The following is a 17,863-nucleotide window of genomic DNA, read 5'->3' as shown; positions in this document are numbered from 1 at the left end:
TCGCGTCCCAAACGCTGTCGAAAGTCTCGATCTCTGTATTGCTCATGGCTCATCTTGGATCAGCCGACTAAACCGCACCCTGGCAAGCTCTAGGCCTCGCTTCGATATGGTTTGTGTCTTCATCCGCGTGGATATATTGTAGCGAGCGTAGAAGTGGGCGTGGGTCATGAACCTTGTGGGGGATGATGGGCTATGGAGAAACCTGTAGACGGCACCGATGGCGTTGTTGCGCTCTCCTATCTCTTTGACCGACCTCGTAACGACCATCCCTGGTTGGACGCCCTGTCCGAACTCGACCGCAGTTCTGCCATCGGCGAACCGCAAGTCACCGCCAACTGGCGTATGGACCACCGGGTGGACCCATCCCGCGAGGACATCCTGCTCGCACCCGGAGGCTTTCCGAAAATCACCAATCCCGGCGGCGAGTCGTTCCGGCAGGCCCGGAGAAATTATTTTGAGCAGTTTCTGTGTCGCCCCGTCGGTACGGATAGTGGGTCATCCGAGCTGCCGGCCTATCTGACCGACGCCAACCTGGGTAACCGGATTCCCGCCGAGCGGATTTCTCCCAATCACGACCTTCTGCACCTGGCCTCGCTCAATACCTTGCTGCGCCGGGCCTTGTCAGGTAGATATGACGCCGCTGACCTGGAGCTGGAGATCGAGAGCGGCATGGGCCGGTCATTGCCCACGACAATCGACGCCACAACGGTGGATCGCATTGCCGCCTCCGTCCGGAGCGCCGGCGAGGAGTCGGTCCGGCGCCTGGCCGGTCTCATCTCCGATACCCTCGGACCCACGGAGCCCCATTGGTGGGCCGCCTTTGCCTACGAGGTAGAAGCGCATATCCAAGGGGAGGATTGGACGGAGGCCGCGGTCCGGTTGGGATTGGGCCACCTAAAGCCGGGCGACTGGTTGTTGGCTTGGCGTTATTCTCCTCGGGATGCAGGTCCCCTCTACCGGCCTACCGTCTTGGAGACCGCGGATAACGGCTTCCATTTTCCATCCCCTCCCGGCTATGGCTATGGGATCACCATGCCGCTGGCCGCAGGACGCCCCCTGATCCGTGAGCTGGTGCATGCGCCGCTCAAGGGCGCTGTCTGTGCGGAGACTTGCCTCGGGCGTCTGGGGCGGATTGCACAACCGCCTGTCGAGGTCAATAATGAAAATGAGTCGAACGATTGGTTCCGGTCGCGCCGGGAATTACACCGCCGCCGCTTAAACGAAAGCATCGATACGGCACCGGTGCGCGACTGGATACGGAGACACCGGAACAGGGCATGACCCTGGCAGAGCTCGTACTCGCCGACATCAGGCGCACCCTTCAGGAAATCGCCCGCGCAGGCGATGGGGAGCGTTTGCGCCAGCTGTTGCGGGGACGGGAGCTACCGGCCCTGGGCGGCGGCGAAGAGCCCGCTATGCAGATTATCCAAGCCTTGGAGCTCCCTCCCTACGACGCCGATTTGACCCGTCACGTCGGTCGGTTGTGCGCCGATTCGGCCAGGCTCTGGCTGGAGCGGCTCGCGGAACAGAAAGGGCAGGCGGCGGGGGACGAGCCCTCTGTCTACAATCTCCTGTTGTTGGCGTCCTGGCTGCCTAAGGACACCGAGCTCTTCGAGGCCCTGTACGCCTACCATATCAGCGAGTTCGCCCCGTCCCTGCTCGCCGCCGGCTCTGGCCGCGGCGCCCGGCAGCTGCGTCGCGCCCTGTGCAACCAGCAGACGGATACCCGGCTGCAAGACCACTGGCTCTCCCTGTTGAAACAGCCCGATGCCGACTCCCCCTGGGATGTCGCCCGTCGTAGTGAGCTGCTGGAGGCCTGGCGGGGCATCCTCTGGTTGCCGCGGCCATCCGAGCAGGGGCCGCCATTGGATCTGGAGACGATGGATATAGCGCTGCGTCTCCTGGAAGGCACAGTTGTGGGGCGTGTCGAGGGGGTAGCTATCCTACGCACGGCGCTGCGGCGCATGGCGGACGCGATCCCACTCGATCCTGCGACCTGGGTCGAGCTGGTTGCACCCTTTTGGTCCGACTGGCCGGAACTCCTGCGCGACCTGGCAGCGGAGCGCTGGCCCGCGCTGGAGCCGCGTCCCCTGGCCGATCTGCCACGGCTCCCGCCGGCACTTGCTGAGCTCTGGGAGGCATTCGGCGAGGACACCCGTAGCGCCATCCTCGAGGCCCTGAACCGCGACGACCCGGAGGCCGGTCGGCGATTGTTGAATAGTTTGGTCTTCTCTCCGCCGCAAATCAGTGGGTGTTCACCTCAGGATGTGGGCCAGCGAATCATCGAGCTTGGCCGTGTGTTCTGGCCGACTTCCGAAGCCCGTCCCCCCGTCGAGACCCTTTATGACGACCAGGATTGGCGGAAGGAACGAGAGCAGACAAGGGGCAAGATCAAGGGGGTCGATCGTCTTGCCGCCCTGGAGTCGGTCAACCGCGGTCTGGCTGCCGTGGAGCAGTGCCTGCAGCGTGGTGACGAGGCTCGGGCGCGCAGTTATCTGGATGAGCTGGTGGAAAATCAGACCGCTCAGGGTTTGCCGGATACGGCTATCCATGTCGCTAAGACCCTGAGCAAGGCGGCTGTGTTGGCCCGTGATGCCGGCTGGTTGGAATGGGCGGAGCAGCTGCAGCGGGAGGCGTGCCGACGCAACCAACAGGACCCCGTGGCGGCAAGCGGCTTGGCGGAGGTACTCAAAGCCCGTGGCGAGTTAGACGCCGCCGAGCGACAGTACCGCGCCAACATCCAACGCTGGCCCAACGACGAAGTCGCGGCGAGCGGCCTGGCAGAGGTGCTCAAAGCCCGTGGCGAGTTGGATGCCGCCGAGCAGCAGTACCGCGCCAACATGGAACGCTGGCCCAACAACGAAGTCGTGGCGAACGGCCTGGCAAAGGTGCTCAAAGCCCGTGGCGAGTTAGACGCCGCCGAGCAGCAGTACCGCGCCAACATCCAACGCTGGCCCAACGACGAGGTTGCGGCGAACGGCCTGGCGGACGTACTCAAAGCCCGTGGTGAGTTAGACGCCGCCGGGCGACAGTACCGCGCCAACATGGAACGCTGGCCCAACGACGAGGTTGCGGCAAGCGGCCTGGCAGAGGTGCTCAAGACCCGTGGTGAGTTAGACGCCGCCGAGCGACAGTACCGCGCCAACATGGAACGCTGGCCGAACGACGAGGTTGCGGCGAGCGGTCTGGCGGACGTACTCAAAGCCCGTGGCGAGTTAGATGCCGCCGAGCAGCAGTACCGCGCCAACATCCAACGCTGGCCCAACGACGAGGTCGCGGCGAGCGGCCTGGCAGAGGTACTCAAGACCCGTGGCGAGTTAGACGCCGCCGAGCAGCAGTACCGCGCCAACATCGAACGCTGGCCCAACAACGAAGTCGCGGCGAGCGGCCTGGCGGAGGTACTCAAGACCCGTGGCGAGTTAGACGCCGCCGAGCAGCAGTACCGCGCCAACATGGAACGCTGGCCCAACAACGAGGTCGCGGCAAGCGGCTTGGCGGACGTACTCAAAGCCCGTGGTGAGTTAGACGCCGCCGAGCAGCAGTACCGCGCCAACATGGAACGCTGGCCCAACAACGAAGTCGCGGCGAACGGTCTGGCGGAGGTACTCAAAGCCCGTGGCGAGTTAGACGCCGCTGAGCAGCAGTACCGCGCCAACATGGAATGCTGGCCCAACGACGAGGTTGCGGCGAACGGCCTGGCGGAGGTACTCAAGACCCGTGGCGAGTTAGACGCCGCCGAGCAGCAGTACCGTGCCAACATCCAACGCTGGCCCAACAATGCGGTGGCCCGCCACGGCTTGGCCAATGTGCTCCGTAAACAGCGGCGCCATGCCGAGGCCCTGCAGCTGCTTCCGAATCCTTTGCAACCCGTGACCGCTCAGGATCTGTATGATCTCCATTTGCGTGGCATGATCTTGCTGGAGTTGGGGCGTTGGGACAATGCGCTAGATGCCTTCGAGCGCGGTCTGGAGGCGGCGAATGCGCCGGCCCAGCAAGCGGCCTTCCGGCGCGGGCTGGTGCTGATGGATCTAAGCCGGCGGAATCATGAGGCCGCTCAGCGGAGGTTGCGGGAGCTGCCGGAGGATATCCCCCAGCTGAATGTCTATCGACTGCATGCGGCGGCGGCGCGCAGGGACGAGGCCGAGGTGTATGTCCTCCTAATCCGCCTTGAAGCGGCTGTCGTCCGCATGGATTTCACCACCCGCACTGCGTTCCGGAAGCTGGAGGCGGCTTACTGTCTCAAGGGTAGGGCGGGGATTTGCGAGCCGGATGCGGCGGCCTACCGGGCGATCATGGATGCCGAGATCGAGATGGAGCAGGCGGCCTAATAGGCCGTTACTTTTCCTATACTCAATTCGACCTATTCGGACTCAATCCGGAGCCTTGATCGGATACAACACATCGGCGTGTATCGCTCGCGCCGCAAAGTGCAATGCATCACGGATGTCGTCGGTATTCAAGCGCGGATTTGCCTCCATGGGCTGCGCCTCGGACTCGCCTGCTGCCAGCCGTTCCAGGATTGATTCCACGGTGATACGCGTGCCCTTGATAGAGGGCTTTCCCATCATGATGTTAGGGTTGGATACAACAGGCATTGTTCTGATGACCTCCCAACGGTGACGGGGTGAAGGATAGTGCAGAGAGCGTGCTTCTCCGCAGTTCATTACTGACGGCGAATTTCGAGGTCATCGGTTGAATGAAAAACCGAAATATTGATATTAGCTTAGTATATGATCACACGGGACCTGACAACGGCCTTGTCAGCACTCAATATACCCACCCTGTTCTAAATGAAACACCTGCAACGACGAATAATACAGAAAATATCGTGACAGGTACAATATGCCATGCCATCGTCACCAGGTTTTTATCGGAAAGATGGGGAATAACTCGAAATTTTGCGTCCACTGCGAAGCCGATGGTGAGTACCAGTAAAATAAACTTCATCGCCAGCACATGGGTTATTGGATTGGAGAAGTTCAGCCACTGACCGAAATCCGGCAGCATTCGGTAAGCCAATATCAAACCGGTAATTATTTGGATGATAAGAGCAGGCATGCCGATTTTTTCGTATCCGGATTCAAACTGCAGCAATTGCTCAGGCGAACGTTCTCTTAAAGCTCTCGGCAAAACCACTATCGAGAGTACAATATGACCGCCCGTCCAAATTGTGGCTGCCAATAGATGTAATAACAATAGTAATCCGTACATCTCTATTCACCTGTTGGGGTAGTGTTATAACTCTGTTGTTTCCGAGCACACAAGGTGTTGATTAACATCGCTATTTGAACCCTGAGAAACAAAGTTAGAACACTACCGAATTTTTCAAGGCGCTCTTATGACGCCTTCTCCAACAAACCCCTAAGCTCGGTCAAGGAATCAATGACGGCGTCCGGGTCGGCGGTGCGGATGTCGATGCCGTGGTTGTAACCATAGCTCATGCAGACGATAGCAAAGCCCGCTGCCCGCGCCGCCTTCACGTCGCTGACCGAATCCCCGACCATGAGGGCGGTGTCGGGAGCGACCCCGAAGTGCTTTGCGGCATGCAGCAGGGGCAGGGGATCGGGCTTTTTGCGCGGCAGGGTGTCGCCGCTAATGACGATGTCGAAATAGTCGCGTACACCCAGATCCCGCAGCAGGGGCTCGGTGAACTGGGCCGCCTTGTTGGTAACACAGCCCAAGGGATATCCCGCGTCTTGGAGGTAATCGAGTCCTGCGCGGATCCCTGGATAGAGATACGAGCGCCCGGATGTGTTCTCGCGATAGAGCTCGACAAAGATCGGGAGGGCGTGCTGGAAATCGGCCTCATCCGGCTCACCGTCCAGTTGGCCGATCAGCGCCCGGCGGACCAGGCGCTCGACGCCATTGCCGACCCAGTTGCGCACCACCGCTTCTCCGTAGGGGGGGCGGTCGAGCCGTTCCATCATGGCATCGACGCAGAAGGCCAGATCCGGCACGCTGTCCACCAGGGTGCCATCCACGTCGATGAGGATCATCTTGGGCCGATGCATACTCAGGGTCCTCAGTTCTCGTTCCCACGCTTCAAGGTTGCGAATCAGAAAAGACCTGAACCCGCTTAGCTCACCGGCTGACCTTGGCCATCTCCTCGCGCATCCGGCGGATGATGCTGTCGTAACGATTGGGATCGCTGTCGTTGCCCTGATGGAAGATGCCTGAGCCGGAGACAAAGGTATCGCAGCCGGCCGCCTTGACCTCGGCGATATTGTCGACCTTGACGCCGCCGTCGATCTCCAGGCGGATGTCCAATCCCGACGCGTCGATCATCTTGCGTGCCTGGCGCAGCTTGTCCAGGGCAGAGGAGATGAAGCTCTGACCGCCGAAGCCGGGGTTGACGGACATCAAGAGCACCATGTCCACCTTGTCCATGACATAGTCGAGGTGGCTCAGCGGCGTGGCGGGATTGAACACCAGACCCGACTTGCAGCCCTGGTCGCGGATAAGCTGGAGGGTGCGGTCGATGTGCTCACTGGCCTCCGGGTGGAAGGTGATGTAGTCGGCGCCCGCCGCGGCGAAATCCGGAACGATGCGATCCACCGGCTTGACCATGAGGTGGACATCGAGAATGGCCGTGACCCCATGCTTGCGCAACGCGTTGCAGACCAGGGGACCGATGGTCAGGTTCGGCACATAGTGGTTATCCATCACGTCGAAATGGATGATATCGGCGCCGGCGGCCAGGACATTGTCCACCTCTTCGCCGAGCTTTGCCATGTCCGCCGACAGGATGGACGGTGCGATCAGATCTTCTGCCATGGATGTCTCTCCTCGTGGGTGCCGGTAGCTCCCGTGATGGTCACGGGCCTGGTACCAAAAAATCAAGGTTTTCTAATTTACTCCAAACCGCTCCCGTTTTCACGCCCGGCTCAAAACGCCCTGGCACGGGTTATGGCCTCGTAGGCCCGTCGAATCTCATGGGTCTTCTCGGCGGCGAGCTTCATCATCTCCTCCGGGAGTCCTTTGGAAACGAGCTTGTCCGGGTGGTGTTGGCTGAGCAGGCGCCGGTAGGCGCGTTTGACCTCCACCTCCGTGGCCTTGGGTGCGACCCCGAGGACTGCGTAGGCCTGGTCCAAGGTCGGCCCCTCGGCGGCGGGCCGCTGCGGAACATGCCCATGGTCCCGCCGGGTGCCCGCTGAGAATGTTTGCTGCAGGCGTACCAGTTGCTCCAGGTGTCGGAACTCATACTCCGGGATTCCCAGATACTCGCAGATGTACAGGAGCAATCGCTCTTCCTGCGGTCCGGGCCGTCCGTCCGCATAGGCGGCCTGGATCTGGATCTCGATGAACATCCGCATCAGGGAGCGGCGGCGGTGACACTCGTGCCGGAATTGGGCCAGCACGTCGCTGAGGGGAAATCCCTCCGCCTTCCCCTCGATAAAGAGTCCGATGGCCGCGCGGCGCATGTCCGGCGACAGCTCCATCCGGGCGATCACCGATTCAGCCAGGGCGATCTCCCGCTCGGAGACCCGACCGTCCGTCTTGGCCAGGTGTCCCATGATCGAGAAGGTAGCGGTGAAGAAGGCAGTCTGAACCCTTTCGCGGGCCCCCGGGTCCAGCTCCTCGGAGTCCCCCAGCAGGCCCATCCCACGATCGAGGCCATGGCCGAGCACACCCCCGAGGAGGGCGCCCAAGGGCCCACCGAGCATGAACCCAAAGGCGCCCCCGATCAGCTTGCCCCACCATGCCATATACCAACCCCCTGGTTACCTTTGAAGTATTGCTCGTTCCGTAAAGAGTAAACCCAGTGGGGATGAAAGGCCACGGGTGCAGCCGTGGGCCTTAGAGCGGACATGTGTAAATCTCCCCGAGAATATTGTCTCGGCGGATCGGGATTTTGAACCGCAAAGGTCAAAGATTATTGGCTCTTTGTGGATTCCGGATGCGGATATCGCAAATTCCAACGATTCGTAGTTAACTGGGACCTTTCGGCCGGTCCATTGGCGGATGCCGATCATTAAGCCCGGTCACGCTCGATGGGTACTCGTAGAATTAAGGGAAAGCGTCATGCAAGACCAACTACTTCGGCCAACTCGGCTATCGGCATCCCGCCGCGGATCCCAGTGTTCCCCTGGCGGAGACCCTCGAAGTGCTCGGTGACCTGGTAGCCGCGGGCAAGATCCGCTACGTCGGCCTCTCCAATGAGACACCCTGGGGGACCATGTGCATGTTGCGGCTCGCCGCAACGCTTGGGCTGCCGCGGCCGGTGAGCATTCAGAACCCTTACAGCCTGCTCAACCGCACCTTCGAGATCGGCCTCGCCGAGATCGCGACCCGCGAGCAGTGTGGGCTACTGGCCTACTCGCCCATGGCCTTTGGTGTATTGTCAGGCAAGTATCTCGATGGTGCCCGCCCGGTCAGCGCCCGCCTGACGTTATTCGAGCGCTTCGATCGCTACTCCGGGCCGCGAGCGACCCACGCCACCGCGGCATATGTGGCCTTGGCCCGCACGCATGGCTTGGATCCGGCCCAAATGGCCCTGGCCTGGGTGACCGGTCAGCCCTTCGTGACCTCCACCATCATCGGCGCCACGACGATGGAGCAACTGGAAGCCGACCTCGACAGCGAGGGGCTTGTGCTGTCAGAGGAGGTGCTCGAAAAGATCGAGGTTATTCACGCCTTCAATCCGAATCCGGGTCCTTGAGTAAGATGGGCAAAGCAAGCGCCCGGCCAGCTAGATTCCAAGGCTGCGGTCAGTCCACTACTCCTCACAAAGCGCGCCGAAAAATTGAATATTTCAAGGTCCCCTTAAGACGCTGGCACGGACACCGAAGGAGATCAACGAGCCGTTATGCGTCGAACGCAACACGTCAAACTTGTCCCGACGCAGGAGGGGTTTTTCCCCACCAAACAACGCCAAATAATTCAGGATTGCTAATCCAAGGCTTCAACCAGGAGACGGTCCGGCGAGACGCTAAGTCCTGTCAATCCGTCGGCAAAGGGCCGGACCTGGGCTGCGGGGCCTGCCACATAATAGCGTGAGCTATCCGGCTCGGGCCGGTCCGAGGCGACGACGGCGAGTACGTCCGCGGTTCGGGCGTCCACCAGGGGGGTGTAGGCAAAGTTGTCCAGCGACTCGCGCATGGCCCGACACCACTGGGCCTGGTATTGACCCTCCAATCCGGATACCGCCCAATAGAGGTGGAAGGACTCGATGACATCGATGGAGACGGCGTGTTCGAGCAGGCTCTTGATGGGGGCGATGCCATCGCCGAAGGCGACAAAGACGGCAGGCTCCGGGGATTCCTCTTCGAGTACGAAGCGGCCGTTGGGGCCGGTGACGGTGACTGTCTGTCCCTGACACAGGTCGTGGAAAAGGGTCTGCGAGAAACGGTGGCCGGGCCTCAGGCGCACCAGAAAGTGGAGGTTGCGCCCGTTGCAGGGGCAGCTGGCGATGGGTAGCTCCGCGCCGGCGCCGTCCTCCAGGGTCAGGTATGCCCGCTGGCCGGCCATGAAACGCAGGGTCTGGGTACGGGGTGTTTGGAGCTCAAGCTGGATCATGTCTTCACCGAGCCGCTCGACCTTGCGCACGCCGGCGCGGATCTCCTGTTGCGGCAGGTCGTCCACCGTTAGGGCCTCCGCCGCCTCGAGCATCAGATCGGTTACGGCCGTGTTGGAGCAGGTGAGGATATAGTCCAGCTGTTTCTCGTGCCCGCTCAACACATAGTCGTGCTCGCGGGTCTTGTAGACCTCGCCGCTGACGACCCGGGCCTTGCAGGCACCGCAGTTGCCGCTGGAGCAGCCATAGGCCAGCTTCAGACCTGCCCGCACCGAGGCGTCGAGAATGGATTCGGTGCCTTCGACGAAGAAGTCGTGGCCGCTGGGGACGAGTTTGACATTGGCTGCCATGATGCGCAGGAAGGTGTCCTTGGCGAAGAGCCGGGCTTGGCTGTTGGCAGCGGAGCGGCGGGCGAGTTGGTGGCGCTCGGCGGCGAGCCAGGCCTGAATCTCCCGCGTGCAGACGGCCGTGTTCGGATCGGCGGACTCGGCCATGGCGGCGAGCCGTGCGTCGAGCTCCGCGAGCATGGCCTCCGCCGTCTCCAGAGCCGCGGCCTTTTGAACCAAAACCTGGCTCAGGGACTTGAGCCGCGCGATCAGTACCTGGGCGTTGGGCAGGATGCCCTCCCCCTGATGGCTCCTGGGCAAGGCATCGGCCTTGATGCGCTCCACCCGCTCTAAGTCGCCGCTGTGTTCCAGATTTACTTCCGGATAGATCCGCAGCAGATCGGCGGCGGCGATTTCCCCCTCGAAGGTCGTGAGCTCGCCACGCCGGATACGCTTCTGCAGCTCGGAGCGGGTGACACCGGCCAGACGGGCGGCGCGTGAGAGGCTGAGCAGTTGGGTCATTGGGTATGCTCCGAGTGCGGTCTGGTACAGGTGCTCTCAATGACTGAATAACATCGAGCTGGCAGGATTTTCACGGAAGATTCGTCCGCAAATGAACGCGAATCGACGCAAATCGGTCGCAAAAGATTAGATTATCTTTTTTTGTCCACAGATTACGCAGATTCTCACAGATTGTTTCGTTTTTAATCTTGCGTCATCCGCGGATCGATTGAAGCGACCGGATCATTTTTCCTATGCTCAATCCGCTCCCAGAGCACAAAGCCGTTCGACGAAATAGCGGGCACTCGGACAATCGGGATGCTCGGCCGCGCGCCTGACATCGAACCCATGATCGCGTATGAATTTCCTCGCGAACCTGATCTTTCCTCCCGGACCACGCCCTGTATGACGGCCGATCTCCTTCAAGCGATCCCAGGGCATTCCGGGCGGTGCCTCCGGCCGGCGCTCACGGAAGACATGGTCTCCCGTCCAGCGTCGCATCGCCTCCGTGTCCGCCAGGAACCAGGACTCCATCGCCTTTCTCGCGATCAGGATCAGATCGATGCTTTCCTGACCGATGCGCTCTTTTCGCTTTGTAATACAAGGCGCGCAAAGCTCAGGGTCCAAATCCGCCAATACCACCACCCGATCCGGGCTCGCCGTGCGCCTCAACTTCCGGACAAACGCCGTGATCTCGGAGCTACACATTTGGCCATTGCCGCCCGCATTTACGGTGGACGATACTACCAAGCCACAATCCTCCCGCAACCAGTCTTGGAACGACTTGCTGTTCACCAACATCTCATCGGATGGTCCCTCGACCACGAAACCGACGGTCACCATGGCAGACCCCCATCCAGAAGGTTGGAGAGCCAGATCTTGTCCAGACCCAGTGGCGCAATATCGGCCTGGGTCAGCCCCACCGAATCGGCGCGTTTCATCCGGGTTCTTCCATCTACCTTATCCACCAGAATCAGCTCTTCCAGGCCGAGTGCGCGGACGACCGATTCGCTGTGGGTGGTCAACCAGATGGGGTTTCGGGGCGTTGCCTGCTCTCGTATCAGATCGATCAGCTCGCGAATCGCCGCCGGGTGCAGCCCCCGCTCCGGCTCCTCGATCAGCGTCAGCCCATAGTAGGGAAGGTCGAGCACTGCCACCAACAGGCTCAGGGCATAGATGGTCCCGTCCGATACCATGCGGGCAGGGAAACGTCGTTCGGTCCCCTGTTCCTTGAACAGCAGGGCAGTCCTGCTCTCCAGTGGTTGCTGCTCCGTGCGGATATCCTCCACCCCAGGGACGACCAGCTCCATCCAGTCCATGATGAGCTCGCGTATCGGCTCATCCTGTTCCAATCGACCCAGAACACTGGCCAGATTGTGCCCCTTTTTATCGAGTTTTGTGGGATCGCTATCCGATCGATCGGGCGCCTTCGCGCCGATCGGATCGATCCGGTACAGCCCCATGTTTTGCAACAATTCCAAAAGTGGCGTTCCGCGTAAAAGCAGCAGTGCCGAATAGGCACTGGAAAACCGTACAGAAGGCTCTACTTCTTTACCCCCAATGACTAGATTATCGCCTTTTTTTCGTGTCAGAAATGAAGCGCCATTTCCGCTCATGTGCTCTTCGATCTCCGGGGACTCCTGATAGAAATCGTGGAGAGTGAGCGAATAATGGAATCGGGATAGCTTCTCCCCGTCGGTCTGTCTCGTTTCCGGCAGGTCACACTCTATCTCGAAGCCGAACTTTCCGGAATGCTCGTCGGGGTATTTTTCCGAATGGATATTTGCGAATCCCCCATGCGCCCGTAGCGCCGCTTCGATACCATTGCGTATGAACAGGCTGATAAACTCCAAGGCATCGAAAAAGTTGCTTTTGCCCGAACCATTCGGCCCCGCGAAGACCGAGAAAGGCGTCAGCCCTTTGAGCTCCAGCGAATCGATGCTCTTGTAGTTGGTAATCTTCAACCTGTGGATCGTCATATCCGAATCCCCACGATCATCCGGGGTTACGGTCAGGCCCAGAGGTCGGCCAGGTGGATAACGATGGTGTCGAAAGGGGCGACCCGGACCTGGTCATCGCCCCGGAAGATTCCGAGTAGTCGCCAGCTCCCATGCGTCGCGGCATAGGCCTCGAGGGTACGGCTCTCGGGGTCCACGAGCCAGGCGTGGCCGACCGCATAGCTTGCGTACAGGGGCATCTTCTCCCCGCGATCGATGTCCTCGGTAGACGGCGACAGGACCTCGCACACCCAGTCCGGGACCACTTCGAATCTATGCCCCTCAGGCAGCCGCGGCATACGCATCTTCCGCCACCCGGCCAGGTCCGGAACCGCCACCTCACGGTCGCGAATGAAATGGAGCTCCGGCTCGTCGATAATCCACCAGCCACCTGGGCCTCCCCGCCCACGGCTGTAAGGGCCTTCGATGTCGGTCCCAAGCCGCGAGCTGGCCAAAGCGTGAGGACCGGTCGGCCGCGGCTGCGTGTAGAGTCGCCCGTTGAAGATCTCTCCACGCACGCCTTCCGGTAGGGCGTAGAGCTGCTCATAGAGGCTAGGGGGTGTTCTCAATTGAGCTGAATCCTCATGAAAATCAAGCATATCAGGCCCATGCAGCAGCGGCTACGAGTTTCCGAGACACTCCGCGGCGCGGAGCTTCCGCATTCCCACGCGGCGCGTGGGAACGAGAGAAAATCTGTTAATTGAGAACGCCCCCTAGGCTTATGGGCGGCCTGAACAGTTATCTTTGACTTTTTAGATCGCTATTATCATCAACCGTTAGAATATCGTTATCAATCACACGGCGCCAACCATCATGACCAGCCTGTACTATGATTGTTTTGCCGGTATCAGTGGGGACATGAACCTGGGGGCCCTGCTCGACCTGGGGGTCGAGGCGGCCGTGCTGCGTAAGGGGCTCGACCGACTTGCCGTGGAGGGTTTCGAGCTGCGCATCGCACCGGATCGCCGCGGCGGCATCGCCGGCACCCGGGTAGAGGTGGTGGTCACTGCCGATACCGCGAGCCCGACGCGCTCGCCGGCGGCGGTCCGGGACCTGATCGGCCGCTCCGGGCTCGGCCGCCGGGTGGAGGCCTTCAGCCTGCGGGTGTTCGAGCGGCTGGCGGCGGCGGAGGCCAAGGTCCACAGTATTCCGGTCGAGGCGGTATACTTTCATGAGGTAGGGGCCATCGACGCCCTGGTGGACGTAGTCGGCGCGGCCATCGGTCTGGAGCAACTGGGCTGGCCGTCGGTGATCGGCTCGGTGGTGGAGCTCGGCTCCGGTTGCGTGGACTGTGCCCATGGACGCCTACCGGTGCCCGCCCCCGCGACCTTGGAGCTGCTGCAAGGCGTTCCCACCCGTCGCGGCGGCGTGCCCTTCGAGGCCACGACGCCCACCGGGGCCGCCATCCTGACCACCGCGGCCGAGCGTTTCGAGGCCCAAGGGGATATGGTTCCTCAGCGCGTCGGCTATGGCATTGGTCGCCGCGATGGGCCGCTGCCCAATGTGCTGCGCCTGGTGGTCACGGCTCCCGACCCCGCGCGGCGCGAGGAGCTCCGGCTCCTGGAGTGCAACATCGACGATATGAGCCCGGAATTCTATCCGCACCTGTTGGATCGACTGCTGACCAAGGGTGCGCGGGAGGCCTGGATCGCACCCCTGGTGATGAAAAAGGGGCGACCGGGTATCCTGGTAAGCGTTTTGTGCGAGGGTTGCTACGAACCGATCCTAACCAGGCTCCTGTTCGCGGAGACTACCACGCTGGGGGTGCGCCGCGGCGCGGTATCCCGAACCGCCTTGGAGCGGACCGTGCGCAGCCTCGCTACCCCCTTTGGTCCGGTGCCCGTCAAGGTGGCCGTGCGGCCGGACGGAAGCCGGCAGACCAAGCCGGAGTATGAGGTCTGCCGGTCCATCGCGTTGGAGCGGGACCTGCCGTTGCGGGAGGTCTACCGCGAGCTGGAGCGACTCCTGGAGGAGAATGATGGAACATGACATCTATAAGCGATTGCTCGATCGGTTGCAGGGGATGAAGGCAGCGGCCGTCGGCTTTTCCGGCGGGGCGGACAGCACCTTCCTGCTGCTGGCGGCCAAAGAGGCCCTGGGCGAACGGGTGTTGGCCCTCACGGCCGTGACCCCCTATATGGAGCGGCAAGAGGTGACCGACGCGCTGGCCTTGGGCGCCCAGCTAGGGGTGCGCCATGAGCTGGTGGAACTCGACATGCCGGAGGGTATGGAGGCCAATCCGCCGGACCGTTGTTATATCTGCAAACGGGCCCTGTTCGGTAAGCTGCTCGAGGTGGCGCAGAATGCCGGGTTCGGGCGGATGCTCGAAGGCAGCAATCTGGACGACCTGGGGGATTTCCGTCCGGGTATGCGCGCCCTGCGGGAGCTGGAGATCGACAGCCCCCTGCTTGAGTGTAAGATCTCCAAGGCGGACGTGCATCGACTGTCGGAGTCCCTGGGCCTGTCCACCTGGAACAAACCGACCAATGCCTGTCTGCTCACCCGGTTGCCGATCGGTCAGCGCGTCACCATGGAGGACCTCAATCGCCTGGAGGAGGCGGAGCGTTTTCTCAGGACCCGCGGCTTTGTCTGCGTCCGGGTGCGCATGCATGCCGACCTGGCGCGGATTGAGGTGGCCCCGGAGCAGCGCCGACGGTTGCTCGAAGAGGCCGGGAGCATCGCCAGGACCCTGCAGGGGCTTGGCTTCCACCATGTTACGCTGGACCTGTTGGGCTATCGGTTTGGCAGCATGGATCCGCTCGGCTCGGGTTGTGATCGCGTCGCTGCGGACGCTGCCTCGGGGTCGGGGGGAGAGGGCATGGACCAACTCCCGCAATCCGGCGTGGAGGTCGGGGTGTCTTGAACGAGAACCGTCTCGTCGAGCTGCTGAAAGGGGTGCGGCGTGGCCAGCTTCCGGTGAAGAAGGCGGTGGATCTGCTCAAGGATCTGCCCTACGGTGAGCTGGGCATAGCCAAGATCGACCACCATCGAGAGCTGCGCCAGGGCTATCCGGAGGTGGTCCTCTGTCAGGGCAAGACTCACGGGCAGGTGCGCGAGATCCTAGGTTACCTGATCCGTGAGCGCACTCACAACGTGCTGGCCACCCGGGCCGAGGCCGACCTCTTCGCGGCGGTCTCCGACCTGCATCCGAACCTGCATTACAACGCCCTCGGCCGCACCATTGTGCTGCAGCGCGAGCCGCCGGAGGCCTTGGAAGGCACCCTGGCGATCATCACGGCCGGTACCGGCGACCTGCCGGTGGCGGAAGAGGCGTATGAAACCGCCTGCCTATTCGGGGCCCGCCTCGAGCGTGTCAACGATGTGGGGGTGGCCGGCATACACCGGTTGGTGTCCCAGCTGCCGGTACTGCGGCGGGCGCGGGTGCTGATCGTGATCGCGGGTATGGAGGGGGCGCTGGCCAGTGTGGTAGCCGGGTTAGTGAACCGTCCCGTCATCGCCGTCCCCACCAGCGTCGGTTACGGAGCCAGCTTCGGGGGCCTGGCCGCCCTGCTCACCATGCTCAACAGCTGTGCCGGGGGCGTGGGCGTGGTCAACATCGACAACGGCTACGGGGCCGCCTGTCTCGCGGGATCGATCCTGCGGGCGTGAGCAGGTGATCTCGAATACCGATAACATCGAGCCGGCGGAATCTTCCGGAAAATTTGTCCGCAAATCAACGCAAATGGCCGCAAATCGACGTCAATGGACCAGGAACCGTCGCTGATGGCGAGCCGATTGCGACCAATTAGCGTTGATTCGCGTTCATTTGCGGAAAAAATTTTTCATGTTATCGGTACTTCGGTACTGCTGTACTAGTGAGACAGTGTGGGTCAATCCAGCCGGTAATGCTTCTCCACCGGCTCCAGGATCTCCCAGGTACAGGCGAGTCCTGCCGGGAAGCTGATGAGGTCCCCGCGTCCGAATTCCCTCGGCTCACCGCCCTCGGGCGTCACCACGAAGCGTCCGCGCAGGACATAGCAGGTCTCGGTCTGGTCATAATGCCAAGGGAAGCGGCTGATCTCTTTCTTCCACACCGGCCAGTGGTCCACCTGGAGGACCTCCAGCTTGACAGGGGATGGCTTGTGTTCGCACCGGATCTCGAACTCCGTCATGGGTATCTCCCGGACTGTAGGACAACAATTGGGTCCCGAAACTGTGGGGATTCCCCGCGCTGTTTGTCAAGTCGGCATCGGCATGCGGCTGATTGGAGACCTCCGGCCTAAGCTGGGGTATTGCGACCATTTAAACAGTCGGTTGGATTTAGATATCAACAGGACCTAATCGCGATTCGATATTCTGTGAACGGACACCAATTGTTTTTTTGCAAGCCGGTCAACGACATCCTCGACGCTTGGTTTGGCCGATTACACGATTACGGCTCAGGTCCTTCAACGAGCATCGAGGTCCTCATGAACGCATCCAACGATCCCTACGATATCCTAATCCGAGGCGGCACCCTGATCGACGGCACTGGCGCACCCCGCCGGACGGCTGATGTGGCGATCCGCGGCGAACGTATCGCAGCCGTCGGTGATCTGGCCGGCCGCGCCGTGCTGAACATGAAATCGATGCCCGCGGTCGCGTAGTGGCGCCTGGCTTTGTCGACGTGCACACTCATGATGACCGTTTGCTGCTCTCCAACCGCGAGATGACACCCAAGCTCAGCCAGGGCGTGACCACCGTGATTACGGGCAACTGCGGCGTTAGCCTGGCACCTCTGCAAATTCAACAGCCTCCACCGCCCCTGGATCTGCTCGGTGGGACCGAATGGTACCGCTTTGCCGATTTCGCCACTTATCTGGCGGAGGTGGAGCGCAAGCCCCCGGCGATCAATGCGGTACCTCTGGTGGGCCACTCGACGCTGCGGGTCGGTGCCATGGACGATCCCACCCGGCCCGCCCGGGAGGCCGAGATCCGGCGCATGAAGGAGCAGCTGCGCGCGGCCCTAGCAGCGGGTGCCGCAGGTCTTTCTAGCGGGCTCTATTACCCCATAAGCCGTCCCGCCCCGATCGCGGAGGTGGCGGCGCTGGCCGAAGAACTGCCAGCGTTCGAGGGCATCTACACCACCCACATGCGCGACGAAGGCGATCAGGTCTTAGCGTCTTTGGAGGAGACCTTCAAGACCGGGCGCCGGGCGCAGGTGCCGGTGGTGATTTCCCACCTCAAATGCGCCAGCCCCAAGGTGTGGGGCACCAGCGATCAGGTTCTGGACCGCATCGAGGCAGCGCGCCGGCAACAGGCCGTCGGTTTCGACGTCTATCCCTATGATGCCGCCTCCACCGTGCTGCTGCCGGAGCTGATCGAGGTCTCGAAACGGGTTCTGGTCACCTGGTCCAGGTCGCACCCGGAGGCAGCGGGACGCGAGCTGAGCGAAATCGCCGCGGAGTGGGGCCGCACGCCAGTGGAAGCGGCCGAACGGCTAGGCCCCGGCGGGGCGGTCTACTTCATAATCAACCACCACCAACTGGAAGTTGGTGGTATGGGGGGTCGGCTGAAGCCGATGTCAAGCTAAAGCTACTCGAGAC

The 17,863-nt window shown here is 61.7% G+C and carries 17 protein-coding genes and 1 pseudogene; 8 read left to right on the top strand and 10 right to left on the bottom strand.

What is annotated here, in order from left to right; translation table 11 throughout:
• The first annotated feature begins 192 nt into the window (after nt 1-192).
• Nucleotides 193-1,281, top strand: coding sequence for a hypothetical protein (locus BQ17_RS10065; protein WP_089726695.1), 1,089 nt, complete (start codon nt 193-195; stop codon nt 1,279-1,281).
• On the top strand, nt 1,278-4,328 hold the full coding sequence (locus BQ17_RS10060) for a tetratricopeptide repeat protein (RefSeq protein ID WP_089726692.1): 3,051 nt from the start codon (nt 1,278-1,280) through the stop codon (nt 4,326-4,328). The genes BQ17_RS10065 and BQ17_RS10060 overlap by 4 nt, the downstream gene beginning before the upstream one ends.
• A gap of 42 nt (nt 4,329-4,370) precedes the next feature.
• On the opposite strand, the gene BQ17_RS10055 is transcribed toward BQ17_RS10060, so the two are convergent.
• From BQ17_RS10055 to djlA, 5 genes are all read right to left on the bottom strand, one after another.
• Nucleotides 4,371-4,595, bottom strand: coding sequence for a DUF433 domain-containing protein (locus tag BQ17_RS10055; RefSeq protein ID WP_089726689.1), 225 nt, complete (start codon nt 4,593-4,595; stop codon nt 4,371-4,373).
• A gap of 172 nt (nt 4,596-4,767) precedes the next feature.
• Nucleotides 4,768-5,211, bottom strand: a complete 444-nt coding sequence (locus BQ17_RS10050; RefSeq protein WP_089726687.1) for a CopD family protein — start codon at nt 5,209-5,211, stop codon at nt 4,768-4,770.
• Nucleotides 5,212-5,336: 125 nt separating this feature from the next.
• A complete protein-coding gene (locus BQ17_RS10045) occupies nt 5,337-6,011 on the bottom strand; it encodes a phosphoglycolate phosphatase (protein ID WP_176722378.1) in 675 nt (224 codons plus the stop codon).
• Nucleotides 6,012-6,081: 70 nt separating this feature from the next.
• Entirely contained in the window at nt 6,082-6,774 is a 693-nt protein-coding gene (rpe, locus tag BQ17_RS10040) for a ribulose-phosphate 3-epimerase (RefSeq protein WP_089726685.1), read from the bottom strand.
• A gap of 110 nt (nt 6,775-6,884) precedes the next feature.
• Nucleotides 6,885-7,706, bottom strand: coding sequence for a co-chaperone DjlA (gene djlA, locus BQ17_RS10035; RefSeq protein WP_089726683.1), 822 nt, complete (start codon nt 7,704-7,706; stop codon nt 6,885-6,887).
• A 320-nt stretch (nt 7,707-8,026) separates the two neighbouring features.
• Here djlA and BQ17_RS10030 point away from each other — a divergent pair.
• Nucleotides 8,027-8,659: pseudogene (locus BQ17_RS10030) on the top strand (aldo/keto reductase); the annotation flags it as partial.
• Nucleotides 8,660-8,889: 230 nt separating this feature from the next.
• Here BQ17_RS10030 and BQ17_RS10025 read toward each other — a convergent pair.
• The 4 genes from BQ17_RS10025 to BQ17_RS10010 all read right to left on the bottom strand — a co-directional run bounded on the left by BQ17_RS10025 (nt 8,890) and on the right by BQ17_RS10010 (nt 12,937).
• The gene (locus BQ17_RS10025) at nt 8,890-10,362 is read right to left on the bottom strand and encodes a 2Fe-2S iron-sulfur cluster-binding protein (RefSeq protein ID WP_089726679.1); all 1,473 of its coding nucleotides are present in this window, start codon (nt 10,360-10,362) and stop codon (nt 8,890-8,892) included.
• Between the two features lie 237 nt (nt 10,363-10,599).
• Complete coding sequence (locus BQ17_RS10020; RefSeq protein WP_089726677.1) at nt 10,600-11,184, bottom strand: hypothetical protein; 585 nt, start codon at nt 11,182-11,184, stop codon at nt 10,600-10,602.
• The gene (locus BQ17_RS10015) at nt 11,178-12,320 is read right to left on the bottom strand and encodes an AAA family ATPase (protein ID WP_089726675.1); all 1,143 of its coding nucleotides are present in this window, start codon (nt 12,318-12,320) and stop codon (nt 11,178-11,180) included. The genes BQ17_RS10020 and BQ17_RS10015 overlap by 7 nt, the downstream gene beginning before the upstream one ends.
• Before the next feature lie 32 nt (nt 12,321-12,352).
• Nucleotides 12,353-12,937, bottom strand: a complete 585-nt coding sequence (locus BQ17_RS10010) for a Uma2 family endonuclease (RefSeq protein WP_089726673.1) — start codon at nt 12,935-12,937, stop codon at nt 12,353-12,355.
• Nucleotides 12,938-13,151: 214 nt separating this feature from the next.
• On the opposite strand from BQ17_RS10010, the gene larC reads away from it, so the two are divergent.
• From larC to larB, 3 genes are read left to right on the top strand one after another with little or no spacing between them, the layout of a single operon-like run.
• A complete protein-coding gene (gene larC, locus BQ17_RS10005; RefSeq protein WP_089726671.1) occupies nt 13,152-14,327 on the top strand; it encodes a nickel pincer cofactor biosynthesis protein LarC in 1,176 nt (391 codons plus the stop codon).
• Nucleotides 14,314-15,201 carry an ATP-dependent sacrificial sulfur transferase LarE gene (larE, locus tag BQ17_RS10000; protein WP_089726669.1) on the top strand — a complete coding sequence of 296 codons (888 nt, stop codon included), beginning with the start codon at nt 14,314-14,316 and terminating at the stop codon, nt 15,199-15,201. The genes larC and larE overlap by 14 nt, the downstream gene beginning before the upstream one ends.
• Nucleotides 15,198-15,947 (top strand): nickel pincer cofactor biosynthesis protein LarB, encoded by a 750-nt coding sequence (larB, locus tag BQ17_RS09995; protein ID WP_089726667.1) that lies wholly within the window; start codon nt 15,198-15,200, stop codon nt 15,945-15,947. The genes larE and larB overlap by 4 nt, the downstream gene beginning before the upstream one ends.
• 221 nt (nt 15,948-16,168) lie before the next feature.
• On the opposite strand, the gene BQ17_RS09990 is transcribed toward larB, so the two are convergent.
• Entirely contained in the window at nt 16,169-16,450 is a 282-nt protein-coding gene (locus BQ17_RS09990; RefSeq protein WP_089726665.1) for a cupin domain-containing protein, read from the bottom strand.
• 297 nt (nt 16,451-16,747) lie between these two features.
• Here BQ17_RS09990 and BQ17_RS21765 point away from each other — a divergent pair, with 297 nt between their 5' ends.
• Both BQ17_RS21765 and BQ17_RS09980 read left to right on the top strand, forming a co-directional pair.
• The gene (locus tag BQ17_RS21765) at nt 16,748-16,924 is read left to right on the top strand and encodes a hypothetical protein (protein ID WP_176722377.1); all 177 of its coding nucleotides are present in this window, start codon (nt 16,748-16,750) and stop codon (nt 16,922-16,924) included.
• A gap of 20 nt (nt 16,925-16,944) precedes the next feature.
• Nucleotides 16,945-17,850 (top strand): amidohydrolase family protein, encoded by a 906-nt coding sequence (locus BQ17_RS09980; RefSeq protein WP_256091539.1) that lies wholly within the window; start codon nt 16,945-16,947, stop codon nt 17,848-17,850.
• Nucleotides 17,851-17,863: the final 13 nt, after the last annotated feature.

The sequence above is a fragment of the Candidatus Thiosymbion oneisti genome, assembly GCF_900092655.1.
Classification (GTDB): domain Bacteria; phylum Pseudomonadota; class Gammaproteobacteria; order Chromatiales; family Chromatiaceae; genus Thiosymbion; species Thiosymbion oneisti.
Note: the sequence above shows the minus strand (reverse complement) of the source record. Positions and strands in the feature narration are given on the sequence as shown.